Annotated in this window: 15 protein-coding genes and 1 other RNA gene; 7 read left to right on the forward strand and 9 right to left on the reverse strand. The window is 70.2% G+C overall.

Annotated elements, in window-relative coordinates; translation table 11 throughout:
- Both OL599_RS23290 and ffs read right to left on the reverse strand, forming a co-directional pair.
- Positions 1–1321: DNA polymerase III subunit gamma/tau (locus tag OL599_RS23290; protein WP_264716438.1), on the reverse strand; the 1321-nt coding region annotated here is incomplete at its 3' end.
- A gap of 60 nt (positions 1322–1381) precedes the next feature.
- An RNA gene (gene ffs / locus OL599_RS23295) (signal recognition particle sRNA small type) lies at positions 1382–1479 on the reverse strand.
- 99 nt (positions 1480–1578) lie between these two features.
- Here ffs and nudC point away from each other — a divergent pair.
- The 5 genes from nudC to OL599_RS23320 all read left to right on the forward strand — a co-directional run bounded on the left by nudC (position 1579) and on the right by OL599_RS23320 (position 5079).
- Positions 1579–2505, forward strand: a complete 927-nt coding sequence (gene nudC, locus OL599_RS23300; protein ID WP_264716439.1) for an NAD(+) diphosphatase — start codon at positions 1579–1581, stop codon at positions 2503–2505.
- On the forward strand, positions 2502–2774 hold the full coding sequence (locus OL599_RS23305; RefSeq protein WP_264716440.1) for a hypothetical protein: 273 nt from the start codon (positions 2502–2504) through the stop codon (positions 2772–2774). Before nudC ends, OL599_RS23305 begins: the two co-directional genes overlap by 4 nt.
- Before the next feature lie 2 nt (positions 2775–2776).
- Positions 2777–3268 (forward strand): DUF488 domain-containing protein, encoded by a 492-nt coding sequence (locus tag OL599_RS23310; protein ID WP_264716441.1) that lies wholly within the window; start codon positions 2777–2779, stop codon positions 3266–3268.
- A 264-nt stretch (positions 3269–3532) separates the two neighbouring features.
- On the forward strand, positions 3533–3931 hold the full coding sequence (locus tag OL599_RS23315; RefSeq protein ID WP_264716442.1) for a hypothetical protein: 399 nt from the start codon (positions 3533–3535) through the stop codon (positions 3929–3931).
- Between the two features lie 131 nt (positions 3932–4062).
- Entirely contained in the window at positions 4063–5079 is a 1017-nt protein-coding gene (locus tag OL599_RS23320) for a hypothetical protein (RefSeq protein ID WP_264716443.1), read from the forward strand.
- A 35-nt stretch (positions 5080–5114) separates the two neighbouring features.
- Here the strand turns inward: OL599_RS23320 and OL599_RS23325 are convergent, their stop codons facing one another.
- The 7 genes from OL599_RS23325 to OL599_RS23355 all read right to left on the reverse strand — a co-directional run bounded on the left by OL599_RS23325 (position 5115) and on the right by OL599_RS23355 (position 13000).
- A complete protein-coding gene (locus OL599_RS23325) occupies positions 5115–5837 on the reverse strand; it encodes a superoxide dismutase (protein WP_264716444.1) in 723 nt (240 codons plus the stop codon).
- A 103-nt stretch (positions 5838–5940) separates the two neighbouring features.
- Positions 5941–7536, reverse strand: coding sequence for an ABC transporter ATP-binding protein (locus tag OL599_RS23330; protein ID WP_456306716.1), 1596 nt, complete (start codon positions 7534–7536; stop codon positions 5941–5943).
- Between the two features lie 5 nt (positions 7537–7541).
- Positions 7542–8570, reverse strand: coding sequence for an ABC transporter permease (locus OL599_RS23335; protein WP_264716446.1), 1029 nt, complete (start codon positions 8568–8570; stop codon positions 7542–7544).
- Positions 8570–9649, reverse strand: coding sequence for a microcin C ABC transporter permease YejB (locus OL599_RS23340; protein WP_264716447.1), 1080 nt, complete (start codon positions 9647–9649; stop codon positions 8570–8572). The genes OL599_RS23335 and OL599_RS23340 overlap by 1 nt, the downstream gene beginning before the upstream one ends.
- A 54-nt stretch (positions 9650–9703) precedes the next feature.
- On the reverse strand, positions 9704–11575 hold the full coding sequence (locus tag OL599_RS23345) for an extracellular solute-binding protein (protein WP_264716448.1): 1872 nt from the start codon (positions 11573–11575) through the stop codon (positions 9704–9706).
- A 76-nt stretch (positions 11576–11651) separates the two neighbouring features.
- Positions 11652–12440 carry a histidinol-phosphatase gene (hisN, locus tag OL599_RS23350; RefSeq protein ID WP_264716449.1) on the reverse strand — a complete coding sequence of 263 codons (789 nt, stop codon included), beginning with the start codon at positions 12438–12440 and terminating at the stop codon, positions 11652–11654.
- A gap of 20 nt (positions 12441–12460) precedes the next feature.
- Complete coding sequence (locus OL599_RS23355) at positions 12461–13000, reverse strand: c-type cytochrome (protein WP_264716450.1); 540 nt, start codon at positions 12998–13000, stop codon at positions 12461–12463.
- Positions 13001–13132: 132 nt separating this feature from the next.
- On the opposite strand from OL599_RS23355, the gene OL599_RS23360 reads away from it, so the two are divergent.
- Entirely contained in the window at positions 13133–13897 is a 765-nt protein-coding gene (locus tag OL599_RS23360; RefSeq protein WP_264716451.1) for a 3-deoxy-manno-octulosonate cytidylyltransferase, read from the forward strand.
- Positions 13894–14805 carry a prephenate dehydratase gene (locus OL599_RS23365; protein WP_264716452.1) on the forward strand — a complete coding sequence of 304 codons (912 nt, stop codon included), beginning with the start codon at positions 13894–13896 and terminating at the stop codon, positions 14803–14805. Before OL599_RS23360 ends, OL599_RS23365 begins: the two co-directional genes overlap by 4 nt.
- Positions 14806–14826: the final 21 nt, after the last annotated feature.

A 14826-nucleotide genomic window follows, 5' to 3' on the forward strand; every position in this document is an offset into this window, starting at 1 on the left:
CGGCCACCGCGCGCACGCCGCCGCCATTGGGCCCGGGCGCCGTCGGGGCGGGGCCGGCGGACGGGTTCTCGGTCAGCCGGCGCACCAGGTCGGCGGGCGGCGGCAGGTCGGCCACGTAGCACAGCCGGATCAGCACCATTTCGGCGGCCGCGCGGCGGTCGGGGGCGGCCTCGACCTCGGCGATGCCCTTCAGCAGCATCTGCCAGGCGCGGCCGAGCGAGGCCATGGACAGCTTGTCGGCGAAGTCCGCGCCGCGGGTGCGCTCGGCTTCCGGCAACTCGGCCGAGTCGCGCAGGGCGGGCACCGATTTCAGCCGGGTGACGCTGTGCACCAGCTCCAGCAGGTCCTGCAGCATCACGCCGAGGTCGGCGCCGCGCTCGTGCGCGCGGTCGGTCAGCGCCAGCGCTTCCGCGGGCTTGCCGGACATCACCGCCTCGAACAGGTCGAACACGGCCGCGCGGTCGGACAGGCCGAGCATGTCCACGATGGCGGCGGCCTCGATGGCCTGGCCGGGCTCGGTCTGCGCGATCGCCTGGTCGAGCAGCGACAGGCCGTCGCGGGCGGAGCCGTCGGCGGCGCGCGCAATCAGGGTCAGCGCGTCCGGCGTGATGCGCACCCCTTCCAGCCCGGCGAAGCGGCCGAACAGGGCGGACAGCTCGGCCACCGAGATGCGGCGCAGGTCGAAGCGCTGGCAGCGCGACAGCACCGTCACCGGCACTTTGCGGATTTCGGTGGTGGCGAAGATGAACGTCACGTGCGGCGGCGGCTCCTCCAGCGTCTTCAGCAGCGCGTTGAACGCGTTGCGGGAGAGCATGTGGACCTCGTCGATGACGAACACCTTGGCGCGCGCCTGCATCGGGCGGAAGCGCGTGGACTCGATGATCTCGCGCACGTCCTCCACGCCGGTGCGGCTGGCGGCGTCCATCTCCTGCACGTCCGGGTGCCGGTCGGCGAGGATGGCCACGCAGTTCGGGCAGACGCCGCAGGGATCGGCGGTGGGGCCGCCGGTGCCGTCCGGCCCGGTGCAGTTGAGCGCACGGGCGATGATGCGCGCGGTGGTGGTCTTGCCCACGCCGCGCACGCCGGTGAGCATGAAGGCGTGCGCCACCCGGCCCATGGCGAAGGCGTTGCGCAGCGTGCGCACCATCGCCTCCTGCCCGATCAGGTCGCCGAAATGGGTGGGGCGGTATTTGCGCGCCAGCACGCGGTAGGCCGCCGCGGCGGGCGCTGCGGCGGCGGGTTCCGGTGCGTCGCCGAACAACCCGGGGCCGGTCGGCTCGGGCGGGGGCAACTGGGACTCGTCGGTGAACAAGCCGGTCATGCGCGGCGCCGGGGCAGGGGCCGCACCTGTCTGACAGGGTGGTGGCGACCGGGTTGAAGGGTGGGAGGCCGAACAAACGACCCGAGCGGAAACTCGTTGCGGCTGCTTCCTTCCGGACCTGACCGGGTTGGCGAGGCGCCCGTCCGCCGCCGACCTCCCATGCTAGATATCGTGCATCTCGCGTCCGGTAGCAAGGTTGCCGCTGAACGTTGCGCGTGGCAGGTTCCGGCGCACGCATTTGCCCCCAGGACGGCCCCGTGAACCTGATTCTTGCCAGCCGGCCCAACGTCTATACCGGCAGCCCGCTGGACCGGGCCGCCGAGAAGCGCGACGACGACGCCTGGATCCAGGCGGCCCTGAACCATCCGGCCACGCTGTTCACCCCGGTCTGGCGCTCCCGCAACCTGATGCAGGGGGTGGAAGAGGGCCGGCCCGAGGCGGTGTTCCTGACCGCGGACGCCGCCGCCGCCGTGCGCATGGCCGGCGGACCCTGGGCGTTCCTGGGCCTGCAGGGCCCGGTGCCGGTGTTCTGCGTGGACGTCAGCGCCGCCGACGACCCGCTGCCGCTGCTGCCGGCGCACATGGGCACGTTCACCGACCTGCGCGCGGTCGCGGGCGTGCTGGCGAACAACGACGCCTCGGTGCTGGCGCATGCGCGCGGGCTGATGCACTGGCGCACCCGCCACCGCTTCTGTGGCGCCTGCGGGGCGGAATGCGCGCCGCGCAGCGCCGGTCACGTGATGGTCTGCCAGTCCTGCGGCAGCCAGCATTTCCCGCGCACCGATCCCGCCGTGATCATGCTGGTGACCACCGGAGAGCGGGCGCTGCTGGGCCACTCGCAGCGCTTCCCCAACGCCACGATGTATTCCACCCTCGCCGGGTTCGTGGAGCCGGGCGAAAGTCTGGAGGAAGCGGTGGCGCGCGAGGTGTTCGAGGAATCCCGTGTGCGGGTGGGCTCGGTGTACTACCATTCCAGCCAGCCCTGGCCGTTCCCTGCCTCGATCATGCTGGGATTCTACGCGCAGGCGCTCACCGAGGAGATCACCATCGACCCCACCGAGTTGAGGGACGCGCGCTGGTTCACCCGCGATCAGCTGCGCAACCATCGCGACCATGGCTTCAGCCTGCCGCGCGCGGACAGCATTGCCCGGCGGCTGATCGAGGATTGGATTGCCGCCGAATGAAGCACCTCGCCGCCCTCATTCTTCCCGTTCTGCTGCTGGGCGCTTGTTCCACCGGGCCGGCCCCGTCCACGGCGCAGGCCGAATGCGAGCAGGAGGCGCAGCGCGACCCGGACCTGCAGACCCTGCGCGACCGCTACGCGTTCGCGTCGCCCTATTTCGCCAACCAGGTGAACGGCGAGTTGAAGGAAGCGATCCGCCAGAGCGTGCAGAAATGCATGCGCGCCCGCGGACTGGCGCCGCCGGGCGGCGTCGAGGCCGTCAAGAAATAGCGATGGCCACGCCAGCGCCCGACCTGCCGCCCCCCACGCTGCTGACGATCGGCTACGAGGGCTGCGCTATCGGCCCGGTGCTGGACGCGCTGCGCGCCGCCGGCGCCGAGCACCTGCTGGATGTGCGCGCCGTGCCACAGTCGCGCAAGCCCGGCTTCTCCAAGCGCCTGCTGGCCGGCGCCGTCGAGCAGGCCGGCCTGCGCTACACCCATCTGCGCGGCCTGGGCACGCCGAAAGCCGGCCGCGACGCCGCGCGGCACGGCGATGTGGCGACCATGGAGCGCATCTACGCCGAACACATGCAAACGCTCGAGGCGCAAGCGGACCTCGAAAACGCCATCGCCATCGCGCGCACCGCACGCGCCTGCCTGTTGTGCTTCGAACGCGACCACACCCGTTGCCACCGCAGCATCGTCGCCAACCTGATCCGCGCCCGCACCGGGCAGGATGTGCGCCACCTGATGGCCGAAGCGGTCCAGGCTCCCTCGGCGTAGGCGGGGGCACCGCGGCGCGTTCGCCTGATGCCATCCCTGGCCGGGGACGGCGACGGCGGCAATAACAGTGGTTTGATGGGATCGCGCTCAAAGGCCTTGAATCCGCTTCGAGTCGCCCACGATTTTCAGATTCCGACGTGATAGATTCTGTTGTGCCGGCGCATGCCGCCAGCGTGTCCGCCTACGTCTCGTGGGCGGCGGCGGCCCTGTGTGGCGGCAACGGCGCGACGGTCTGCAAGCGAAGGGATCGGGCGAAGCCCGGATATGATGGTGCAGCCGGCCGAGGGAAGCGCGCGGCATCGCCGGCGGCCGGTCACGGCGCTGTTCGCGGTGGCCGTGGCGCTGACGGCCTGCGTACCGCCCCCGCCGCCGCCCCACGCCTCGCCGGCCGCGCCGCCGCCGCCGCAGGCGATCCCGCCGAAGCACGTCGCCGCCCAGCATAAGGTGCACCGGACTCCGCCGACACGGGCCGCCACACAGGTCAAACCCATCTGCCCGCCAACCGACTCGACAGGCCTTTCCGCCGCGCAGAAGGAGCACCTGTTCCAGCGGTTCGACACCTGGCAGGTGGCGCATCAGGATGGCCCTGATCCTCGTGAAGCGCACGATCTGCCGCCCGCCGACGATTCGGGCGCCCCGCAAGCCTGCCGGGCCGCTCCCTGACAGAGGCGCCCATGCCACGCGACCAATCGAAATCGGGACTCTTCCCAGGCGGCGAAAACCGGGCCCTGGCTGCCTATGTGGCGACTCCAGCGAGTCGGCTTGCAGACGCCATCCGCCGGCAGCAGCGCTTCATGGCCTTGATCGGGCAAGGCGGGCCGGATACCGCCGGCGTCGTCAGCGCGCTCATGGCCAGGCTTGCCGGTTCCGCTGTCCGGGTGGTGCGCGTTGCCAATCCGCTTACGTCGCCGCTCACGCTCACGCGTCTCATCCTGCAGATCGGCGGAGATCAGGCGACGTCTGCTGACGAAGAACTCGCGATCGGCGTCCGGAGCCTCACCGTACGCACCAGTGACGAGCGCCAGGTCGTGCTCCTCATCGAGCAGGCGGACACCCTGCAGCGCCAGGCCTTGCTCTTCCTTCAGGCCCTGTCGGATCTGGCGCCGCCCCGCGCGCCTGTCCTGCAGGTTCTGTTCGCCGGCAAATCCCGGCTCTTGACGCTGCTGGAGGGCGCGGAATTCAGCCGCATCCGCGAGCAACTGGCCACATCCGTGGTTCTGGAAGGCGAATCCGGCGAGTCGGGACCTCCGCCTGCCCCGCCCGTCCCCACCGCAACTCCGGCGATTCCGCTGAACCTGGTTGCCGCCTCTTCTCGACGTCGCGGGCGCGCTTCTGCCCGGCGATGGCGTCGGCCGATCGGGGCCCTGGTGGCCATTGCCGCTCTGGTGTTCGCCGCCACCGGCGGCACGCGGTTCTATCGCGACGTGGAGGAGAGCGTCGTCGCCCTGCTGCACCCGCAGAGTGGCCCGACGGCGCCCGCCGCAGACGACGGAGCGGCAGCTGCCGACCCAGCGCCCGCTATTCCCGCGGCTACCGCCCCATCGGCACCGCCAACCGCTGCCGTCGCAGGGCTGCCGCCGGGCAACCCTGCGCCCGTACCGGCGCCCGTCGAGCCTGGACTTGCGGATCACGGGGCGACCCCCTCGCCCGAAACGGCCTCTGCCAATGCCGAGGGCGAATCGGAAGAGCGCCTGCGCCGCGAGTTCAACACCTTCCTGTCCCGATCCGGCCCCGGTCTGGCCCAGCTCACCGATGCCCAGCGCGAGACGCTGTTCCAGCAATATCTCGCTCGGCGCCGAACCTCGCATTGACCGCAAGCGCCCGGCGGCCTCCGCCGTCCCCGACTTCAGATCGTGAGTGTGCCGGCCTTCGCCTGGTCGTAGCGGGCAGCGACCTTCGTCCAGTCCAGGACGTTCCACCAGGCGGCGAGGTAGTCCGGGCGGCGGTTCTGGTATTTCAGATAGTAGGCGTGCTCCCACACGTCGTTGCCGAACAACACGCGGCCGCCGTCCATCAGCGGCGTGTCCTGGTTTGGCCGTGGCGCCAGCGCCAGCTTGCCTTCGCGGGTCACGGTCACGAACACCCAGCCGGACCCGAACACCCCCGCGCCGGTCCGGTTGAACTGGGTCTTGAGCGCCTCGAAGCCGCCGAAATCGCGGTTGATCGCGTCGGCCAGCGCGCCCGCAGGGGCCCCGCCCTTGCCGCCCATGATCTGCCAGAACATCGAGTGGTTCACATGGCCGCCGCCATTGTTGCGGATCGCCGTGCGCACCTGCTCGGGGATGTCGGCGAGCCGCGCCACCAGCGCGTCCGGGGACATGGCGGCAAGCTGGGGATAGTCCTTCACGGCGGCGTTGAGGTTGGCGACATAGGCGGCATGGTGCCGGTCGTGGTGGATCATCATGGTCTGCGCGTCGATATGCGGCTCGTTCGCGTCGAAACCGTAAGGCAGCGGCGGCAGGCTGTAGGGGCCGGCGGCCTGTGCGCGGGCCGGACGGACACGAAGGGTGGCGGCAACGGTGGCCGCCGCGGCCGTGAACAGGGCGGTGCGCCGCGAAAGGCGGGTCATGGTGGAGTCCCTCCCCGACAATGATGCCTCAACGTGCGTGATGGCAGGCCGGCAGGCAAGGATTGGCTCGCCCGCCTGTTCCCGCCGCCGCGATTCCGTGGCATCAATTCGTCAGCACCCCGCTCTCATCGGCCTCCAGCGAGAAGGCGGCCGCCATGAGGGCCTTCGTGTAATCGTGCTGCGGGTGGGCGAACACGGCGCTGGCCGGGCCTTCCTCGACCACGCGCCCATGCCGCAGCACCACCACCCGATGCGCCAGCGCCCGCACCACCCGCAGGTCGTGGCTGATGAAAAGATAGCCGAGATCGTGGTCGCGCTGCAGCCGCCGCAGCAATTCAACGATCTGCGCCTGCACCGACATGTCGAGCGCGCTGGTCGGCTCGTCCAGCACCACGAAGCGCGGCTTCAATACGATGGCGCGGGCGATGGCGATGCGCTGGCGCTGCCCGCCGCTGAACTCGTGCGGGTAGCGGTCGGCGATGTCCGCCGAAAGCCCCACCTCGTCCAGCGCCTCGGCCACGCGCGCGGCGCGGTCGGCGGCCGAGAGGTCCGGCTCGTGCACGGACAGGCCCTCGGCCACGATCTCGCGCACGGACAGGCGCGGCGACAGGCTGCCGAACGGGTCCTGGAAGACGATCTGCATGTCCCCGCGCAGCCGCCGCAGCGGGCGCGCGTCGATGGTCGACAGGTCCTTCCCGTCGAAGCGGATGCACCCTTCGGCGGCCAGCAGGCGAAGCAGCGCGTAGCCCATGGTGGACTTGCCCGACCCGCTTTCGCCCACCAGCCCCACGGTCTCGCCGGAATGCACGCTGAGCGACACGCCATCGACGGCGCGCACATGCGCGACCGTCCGGCGCAGCACGCCGCGGCGGATCGGGAAATGCACGCGCACGTCCTGCGCCTCGATCAGCATGGGCGCGCCCGGCTTCAACGGCAGCGGCGCACCGTGCGGCTCGGCGCCCAGAAGCTCGCGCGTGTAGGGATGGGCCGGGGTCTCGAACACCTCGGTGACGGTGCCGGACTCCACGATATGGCCGCCCTTCATCACGCAGATGCGGTCGGCGTAGCGGCGCACGATCGAAAGGTCGTGGCTGATCAGCAGCAGCGCGAGGCCGCGCGCAGCCTTCTCCGCGGCCAGCAGCTTCAGGATCTGGGCCTGGATCGTCACGTCCAGCGCCGTGGTCGGCTCGTCGGCCACCAGCAGGGCCGGATCGTTGGCCAGCGCCATGGCAATCATCACGCGTTGCCGCTGGCCGCCCGAGAGCTGATGCGGAAACGCGTCGAGCCGGAGGGCGGCATCGGAAAAGCCGACCTCGTCGAGCAGCTCCACCACGCGGGCGCGCAGTGCCTCCGGCGGCAAGGACTGGTGCAGCGTGATCGCCTCGGCGACCTGCTTGCCGATGCGCGTCAGCGGGTTGAGGCTGGTCATCGGCTCCTGGAACACCATGCCCGCGGTCCCGCCGCGCAGCCGGCGCAGCAGGTGCTCCGGCGCGCCGATGACCGGCTGCCCGTCGAGGACCACCCGCCCAGTGTTGACCGCACCCGGTGGCAGCAGCTGCAGCAGCGACAGCGCGGTGAGCGACTTGCCCGACCCGCTTTCGCCCACCAAAGCCAAGGTCTCGCCGCGGTCGAGCGTGAAGGAAACGCCGTCCACCACGCGGCGGCCGCGAAAGGCCACGGACAGGTTGTCGACCTGCACGAGGCTCAATTCGGCACCTTGCGCGGATCGAAGGCGTCGCGCACCGCCTCGCCGATGAACACCAGCAGCGTCAGCAGCCCGCCCAGCACGACGAAGGCGGTGATGCCCAGCCAGGGGGCCTGCAGGTTGTTCTTGCCCTGGTTGACCAGCTCGCCCAGCGACGGCGAGCCCGGCGGCAGGCCGAAGCCCAGGAAATCGAGCGCGGCCAGGATGGTCACCGAGCCGGACAGGGTGAATGGCAGGAAGGTCAGCGTCGCCACCATGGCGTTGGGCAGGATATGGCGCCACATCACCGCCACGTCGGACACGCCCAGCGCCTTGGCGGCGCGCACATATTCCAGGTTGCGCCCGCGCAGGAACTCCGCCCGCACCACGCCGGTCAGCGACATCCAGCTGAACAGCAGCAGGAACACCAGCAGGATCCAGAAGCTGGGCGTGAGGATGCTGCCCAGGATGATCAGCAGATAGAGCTGCGGCATCCCCGACCAGATCTCGATGAAGCGCTGGAACAGCAGGTCCACCAGGCCGCCGCGATAGCCCTGTATGGCGCCGGCGGCGATGCCGACCGCCGAGGAGATGATGGTCAGGGTGAAGCCGAACAGCACCGACAGGCGGAATCCGTAGATCACGCGGGCGGCCACGTCGCGGGCCAGATCGTCGGTGCCCAGCGGGTTGCGCCAGCTGGGCGGCGCGGGCGCCGGCACCGGCAGGTCCTTCACCACGGTGTTGTAGGAATAGGGAAGGGCCGGCCAGATCATCCACCCCTTGGCGTTGATCGTCCTGGCGAGCACCGGGTCGGTGAAGTCCGCCTCGGTGGGCATGAGGTCCGGGCCGAACGTGTCCTCGCTGTAGTCCTGCAGCACGGGACAATACCAATGCCCGTCGAAGCGGATCAGCAGCGGCCGGTCGTTGGCGATGAACTCGGCGAACAGGCTGAGGACGAAGAAGATCAGGAAGATCCAGAGCGACGAGAAGCCGCGCCGGTGCGCCGTGAAGATGGCGAGGCGGCGCCTGGTGAGCGGCGATAGCGCCATTACTTGCGCGCCTCGAAATCGATGCGCGGATCGACGATCGTGTACATCACGTCGCCGACGATCTGCATCAGCAGGCCCAGCAGCGTGAAGATGTAGAGGGTGCCGAACATGACGGGGTAGTCGCGCCGGATCGCCGCCTCGAAGCCGAGCTGCCCCAGCCCGTCGAGCGAGAAGATGATCTCTACCATCAGCGCCGACGAGAACAGGATGCCGATGAACGCCGCGGGGAAGCCGGCGATGATCAGCAGCATCGCGTTGCGGAAGATGTGGCCGTACAGGACGCGCTGCTCGGAGGCGCCCTTGGCGCGGGCGGTGACGACGTACTGCTTGCGGATCTCCTCCATGAAGCAGTTCTTGGTCAGCATGGTCAGGCTGGCGAAGCCGCTGACGACGAGCGCGAGCGTCGGCAGCACCATGTGCCACAGGTAGTCCGTAATGCGCGCGGCCAGGCCCCAGTTCTGCGAATCCGGGCTGGTCAGGCCGCGCAGCGGGAACCATTGGACGAAGCTGCCGCCGGCGAACAGCACCACCAGCAGGATCGCGAACAGGAAGCCGGGCACCGCATAGCCCACCAGCACCGCGGCGCTGCTGGCCACGTCGAACCGGCTGCCGTCGCGCACCGCCTTGGCGATGCCGAGCGGGATCGAGACGAAATACACCAGCAGCGTCGACCATAATCCCAGCGAGACGCTGACCGGCATCTTCTGGCCGATCAGCTTCAGCACCGACTCGTCGCGAAAGAAGCTGCGGCCGAAATCGAAGCGCAGATAGTCACGCAGCATCAGCAGGAAACGCTCGTGCGCCGGCTTGTCGAAGCCGAACATCTTCTTGATGTCGGCCACGATATGCGGATCGAGCCCGCGCGCGCCGCGATAGGTGCCGTCGCCGCCCGGCATCGCCTCGGCGGCGCCCTGGCCGGTGATGCGGCTGGTGACGCCGGCGCCGCGGCCTTTCAGCTCCGCCATCATCTGCTCCACGGGGCCGCCCGGCGCGAACTGCACGATCACGAAATTGATCGCGATGATGCCCAGCAGCGTCGGGATCACCAGAAACAGGCGGCGGACCAGATAGCCAACCATCGGCTCAGCACGCCAGGGGCATCGCCCCCGGCCTCCGGCTGGCGGCGACGGTCGTCATCGGGCCAAGTTGCCGCTGCGGCGCGCTTCGTCCGTGGCGGCGGCGCGCGCCGGGTCGATCCACCAGCTGTCGAACGCGAGGCCCGTGCGCACCGGCTTGTCCGGCTTGCCGAAGCGGTCCCAATAGGCGACGCGCACCGACTGCAGGTGCCATTGCGGCACCACGTACCAGCCCCATAGCAGCACCCGATCCAGCGCGCGCGTCGCGGTCACCAGCCGTTCGCGGTCGGACGCGTTCACCACCTGGTCGACCAGCGCGTCCACCACGGGGTCGCAGATCCCCATCAGGTTGTCCCCGCCCTCCGGCCGCGCGCTGGCGCAGGTCCAGTAGCCGGACTGCTCGTTGCCCGGGCTTTCGGATTCGCCGATGGCGACCACCGACATGTCGTAATCATAACTGTCCATCAGCCGCTGGTACTGCGCCGGGTCCACCGTGCGCACCCGCGCGTCGACCCCGAGCCGGGCCAGCCACTGGACATAGGGCAGCGACACGCGCTCGAACGCCGGCTGGTCGAGCAGGATCTCGAAGCTGAAGGGCTGGCCCTGCGCGTTGACCAGCTTGCGGTCCCGCACCTCCCAGCCCGCTTCCTTCAGCAGCGCCAGCGCCCGGCGCAGCTCCGCGCGGTTGTTGCCGGAGCCGTCGGTCACCGGCAGCTTGTAGGGCTCGGTGAACAGCTGTGGCGGCAGCTTGTCGCGGTACTTGTCGAGCAGCGCCAGCTCGGCGCCCTCAGGCAGGCCGGAGGACGCGAGATCGCTGTTGCTGAAGTAGCTGTCGGTGCGGGTGTAGCTGCCATAGAACAGGTTGGCGTTCGCCCATTCGAAGTCGAACACCAGCGCAAGCGCCTGGCGCACGCGCACGTCGCGGAACAGCGGGCGGCGGGTGTTCATGCCGTAGCCCTGCATGCCCGTGGGCATATGGTGTCGTAGCAGCTCCTTCTTCACGAGGCCCTTCTGCACCGCCGGGAAATCGTAGCCGGTCGCCCAGTCCTTGGCGATGTTCTCTTCGCGGAAATCGGTCTGGCCGGCCTTGAACGCCTCCATGGCCACGGTGGCGTCGCGGAAATACTCGGTGCGCCGCTGGTCGAAATTGGCCAGGCCCCTGGCCGTGGGCAGGTCGCGCGCCCAGTAGTCCTTCACCCGCTCCATCACCAGCGTCCGGCCGAATTCGAACCGGCCGATCCGGTAGGGGCCGGAGCCCAGCGGCGGCTCGGTCAGCGGGCGGTCGAAATCGCGGCCCGCCCACCAGTGCTTCGGCAGCACCGCCATCTGGCCGAGGATCAGCGGCAATTCGCGGTTGTGGGCCGACTTGAAGCGGAACACCACGCGGCGCGGACCCTCGGCGGTCACGCTGGCCACGTCGGCATAGTATTGCCGGTAGAACGGGCGGCCCTTCTCCAGCAGCATGTTGAAGGTCCAGACCACGTCCTCGGCGGTCACCGGCGTGCCGTCGTGGAACCGCGCCTGCGGCCGCAGCTCGAAGGTCACGCCCAGGTGGTCGGCCGGGATCTCGATGGTTTCGGCCAGATGGCCATAGGCGCCCTCGGCCTCGTCCGCGTTCGGCCGCAGCAGCGTGTCCCAGACCCGGCTGACATCGGCCGCGGCCGTGCCGCGAACGATGAAGGGATTGAAGCTGTCGAACGTGCCGACGGCGCTCAGCGCCACCTCGCCGCCCTTCGGCGCATCCGGGTTGACGTAGGGGAAATGGGTGAAGCCCGGCGGCAGGGCTGGCTTGCCCATCAGCGACAGGCCATGCACGCGGTTCACGGCCTGGTCCTGGGCGGTCGGCACAGGTGCCGGCTGCGCGCGCGCGGCGCCGGGGATGCCGGCCGCAAGGCCGGCCAACAGCAGGATCGTCACCATGGATCGCATGGATCGCCTTCCATCGGTTGCCGACTCCATAGGGGCCACCGTGGAGGGGGGCTGGTCAAGCACCCGCTTGCGGGAATCAGCCGGCGAGGAGCGAAACCGCCTGCTCCAGCAGCGCCGGGTCACCCACGGCCAGCGTGTGCCCGTCGCTGTCGGGCGCCAGTCGCCTGCCTTTCCAGTCGGTTACGCGGCCGCCCGCGCCCTCGATGACCGGGACCAGGGCGGCCCAGTCCCAGATCTTCATGGTGGCCTCGGCGACGATGTCGATCTGCCCCAGCGCCAGCAGGCCGTGGCCGTAGCAGTCGCCGCCGAAGCTGGTGCGGCGCACCGCCTGGTGCAGCCGCTCCCAGTGCGGCTGGTCCTCCGGGCCGAACATCTCGGGGGTGGTGAGCGACAGCTCCGCCTCCGCCAGCGTGGCACAGGGCCGGCACCCGGCGCGGCCGCCGAACGGGCCGCGGAAGCTGGTCGGGCGGCCGGCGGCGCCGATCCAGCGCTCGCCGGTCACCGGCTGGTCGATGACACCCAGGATCGGCCGGTCGTCCTGCAGCAAAGCGATCAGCGTGCCGAACACGGGGCGGCCGGTGATGAAGGCGCGGGTGCCGTCGATCGGGTCCAGCACCCAGCGCAGCCCGGCCTGGGCGTTCTGCAGGCCGAACTCCTCGCCGAGGATGCCGTGTTCGGGGAACCGCTCACCCAGCACCGCCCGCATCGCCTGCTCGGCGGTGCGGTCGGCAATGGTCACCGGGCTCGCGTCGCTCTTGAGGTCGGCGGACAGGCCGGCGCGGAAGAACGGCCGGATGACCGCGCCGGCGACGTCGGCCGCGGCCTCGGCCGCCCGGATCAGCGCATCGATGTCCAGGCGGGTCACCGGCTCGCCGCGCCAGGGGGTTATTGCGGCAGCGGCTCGGGGGTCTTCGACAGGGAGCGCAGATAGGCGATCACGTTGGCCCGGTCTTTGTCGCTGTTGATGCCGGCGAACGCCATGCGCGTGCCGGGCGCATAGGCGCTGGGCTTCTTCAGCCAGTGGTTCAGCTCCTCGTACGACCAGGGGCCCTGCTTGCTCTTGATGGCGTTCGAGTAGTTGAACCCCTCCGCCGCGGCATGCGCCCGGCCCACGACACCGTAGAGGTCGGGGCCGACGCCGTTCTTGCCGCCTTCGACGAAGGTGTGGCAGGCCGCGCACAGCTTCTTGGCCGTGGCCTCGCCGGCCGCCGGGTCGGCGGCAGCGAGCAGCGGGCCGATCGGCGTCAGCGCCTCTTCCTTGGTGGCGGCGGCGGCGACCGGGGCGGCTTCGCCCTCGATCTTGATCGCGCTCTCCTTGAGCGGCTTCGGATGCACGAGGCCGTCGCCGACGATGCCCGCAACCATGAAGACGATGCCGGCCACGAGGACCGCTGCAGCCGCCTTGTTGACCTCCATGCTATCCATTCAGCGCATTCCCCGCGAGAGAGCCGGACGCCGCCCGGGTCACGTTGCGCGACACGGGCGGGATACCTAAGGTGCGGCGCACCATAGGGAAGGGACGCGCGTGCTTCAACCCACGCCCGCTGCACTCGCCGCATGAATCCAATCGTCGTCATCCCCTCGCGCATGGCCGCGACCCGGCTGCCCGGAAAGCCGCTGGCCGACATCCACGGCCGCCCCATGATCGTGCACGTGCTCGACCGCGGGCGCGAGGCCGAGATCGGCCCGGTGGCCGTGGCCTGCGCCGACCCCGAGATCGTCGACGCCGTGCGCGCCGCCGGCGGCACCGCGGTGCTCACCGACCCGTCGCTGCCGCGCGGGTCGGACCGGGTGCATGCCGCCCTTGCCATACTGGATCCGCAGGGCCGTCATGATGTCGTGGTGAACCTGCAGGGCGACCTGCCGACGATCCCGCCCGACTACCTGCGCGCCGTGCTGTCACCGCTGGCCGATCCCGCCATCGACATCTCGACCCTGGTGGCGCCCATCACCACGCCCGAGGAAGCCGCCGCCGCCTCGGTGGTGAAGGCCGCCTGCGCCTTCGACGGCGGCCGCGCGGTCTCGCCGGCGCTGTATTTCTCCCGCGCCGCGATTCCGTCCGGCGAGGGGCCGCTGTGGCATCATATCGGCATCTACGCCTTCCGCCGGCAGGCGCTGGCCCGGTTCGTGGCGCTGCCGGAATCGCCGCTGGAGCGCCGGGAGAGCCTGGAGCAGCTGCGCGCGCTCGAGGCCGGGATGCGCATCTCCTGCGCCCGCGTGGAGCACGCGCCGTTCGGCGTGGACACGCCCGCCGACCTCGAGCGCGCCCGCATCGCCCTGTCGCCCGAAAACTGGCCCACCGCATCCGGAACAACTGCATGACTGGCACCCAAGCCACCGGCACCCAAGCCACCGGCGTCCTCGCCGCCGCTCCCCGCCTCACCGGCACGATCGCCTTCCAGGGCAGGCCGGGCGCCTATTCCGACCTGGCCTGCCGTACCGCCTATCCGAAATGGAAGACGCTGCCCTGCGCGACCTTCGAGGCGGCGATGGACGCGCTGCGGTCCGGTGCCGCCGACCTGGCCATGCTGCCCTGCGAGAACAGCCTGGCCGGGCGCGTGCCGGACATCCATCATTTGCTGCCGGACTCCGGCCTGTACGTGGTCGGCGAGGCGTTCCAGCGCGTGGAACACTGCCTGCTGGCGCCGAAGGGTGCCACGCTGAAGACCATCCGGCGCGCGCATTCGCACGCGGTGGCGCTCGGCCAGGTCCGCAAGATCCTGAAAGAGCTGAATCTGCAGGCCGTGGTGGAGGCCGACACCGCCGGCTCCGCCGAGCAGGTGGCCGGCTGGAACAATCCCGAGGACTGCGCCATCGCCTCCTCGCTGGCCGCCGAGCTGTTCGGGCTCGAGATCCTGCGCAGCAATGTCGAGGACGCCGCCCACAACACCACCCGCTTCTATGTGATGTCGCGCACGCGCCCCTTTGTCTCGCCGGACGCGCCGGGGCTGATGACCACCTTCGTCTTCCGGGTGCGCAACGTGCCGGCGGCCCTCTACAAGGCGCTGGGCGGCTTCGCCACCAACGGCGTGAACATGACCAAGCTGGAGAGCTACATGATCGGCGGCCAGTTCACCGCCACCCAGTTCCTGTGCGATGTCGAAGGCCACCCCGAACAGCCTGCGCTGCGCCGGGCGCTTGAGGAATTGTCGTTCTTCTCGCGCGAGGCGCGCATCCTCGGGGTCTATCCGGCCGCGGCGTTCCGGGCGGAACAGGACAGCGCGGACTGATCGCGCCCGGGGTCCGGGCAG

Origin of the sequence: Limobrevibacterium gyesilva (genome assembly GCF_025989185.1) — a bacterium.
In the GTDB taxonomy this organism is placed as follows: domain Bacteria; phylum Pseudomonadota; class Alphaproteobacteria; order Acetobacterales; family Acetobacteraceae; genus Limobrevibacterium; species Limobrevibacterium gyesilva.

What these genes read in the sequence shown, in the direction of transcription:
- OL599_RS23360 (WP_264716451.1), top strand. Translation starts at nt 13,133, where the DNA reads ATGAATCCAATCGTCGTCATCCCCTCGCGCATGGCCGCGACCCGGCTG.
- OL599_RS23365 (WP_264716452.1), top strand. Translation starts at nt 13,894, where the DNA reads ATGACTGGCACCCAAGCCACCGGCACCCAAGCCACCGGCGTCCTCGCC.
- OL599_RS23325 (WP_264716444.1), bottom strand. Translation starts at nt 5,837, where the DNA reads ATGACCCGCCTTTCGCGGCGCACCGCCCTGTTCACGGCCGCGGCGGCC.
- OL599_RS23310 (WP_264716441.1), top strand. Translation starts at nt 2,777, where the DNA reads ATGGCCACGCCAGCGCCCGACCTGCCGCCCCCCACGCTGCTGACGATC.
- OL599_RS23315 (WP_264716442.1), top strand. Translation starts at nt 3,533, where the DNA reads ATGATGGTGCAGCCGGCCGAGGGAAGCGCGCGGCATCGCCGGCGGCCG.
- OL599_RS23340 (WP_264716447.1), bottom strand. Translation starts at nt 9,649, where the DNA reads ATGGTTGGCTATCTGGTCCGCCGCCTGTTTCTGGTGATCCCGACGCTG.
- OL599_RS23345 (WP_264716448.1), bottom strand. Translation starts at nt 11,575, where the DNA reads ATGCGATCCATGGTGACGATCCTGCTGTTGGCCGGCCTTGCGGCCGGC.
- OL599_RS23355 (WP_264716450.1), bottom strand. Translation starts at nt 13,000, where the DNA reads ATGGATAGCATGGAGGTCAACAAGGCGGCTGCAGCGGTCCTCGTGGCC.
- OL599_RS23335 (WP_264716446.1), bottom strand. Translation starts at nt 8,570, where the DNA reads ATGGCGCTATCGCCGCTCACCAGGCGCCGCCTCGCCATCTTCACGGCG.
- OL599_RS23320 (WP_264716443.1), top strand. Translation starts at nt 4,063, where the DNA reads ATGGCCTTGATCGGGCAAGGCGGGCCGGATACCGCCGGCGTCGTCAGC.
- OL599_RS23305 (WP_264716440.1), top strand. Translation starts at nt 2,502, where the DNA reads ATGAAGCACCTCGCCGCCCTCATTCTTCCCGTTCTGCTGCTGGGCGCT.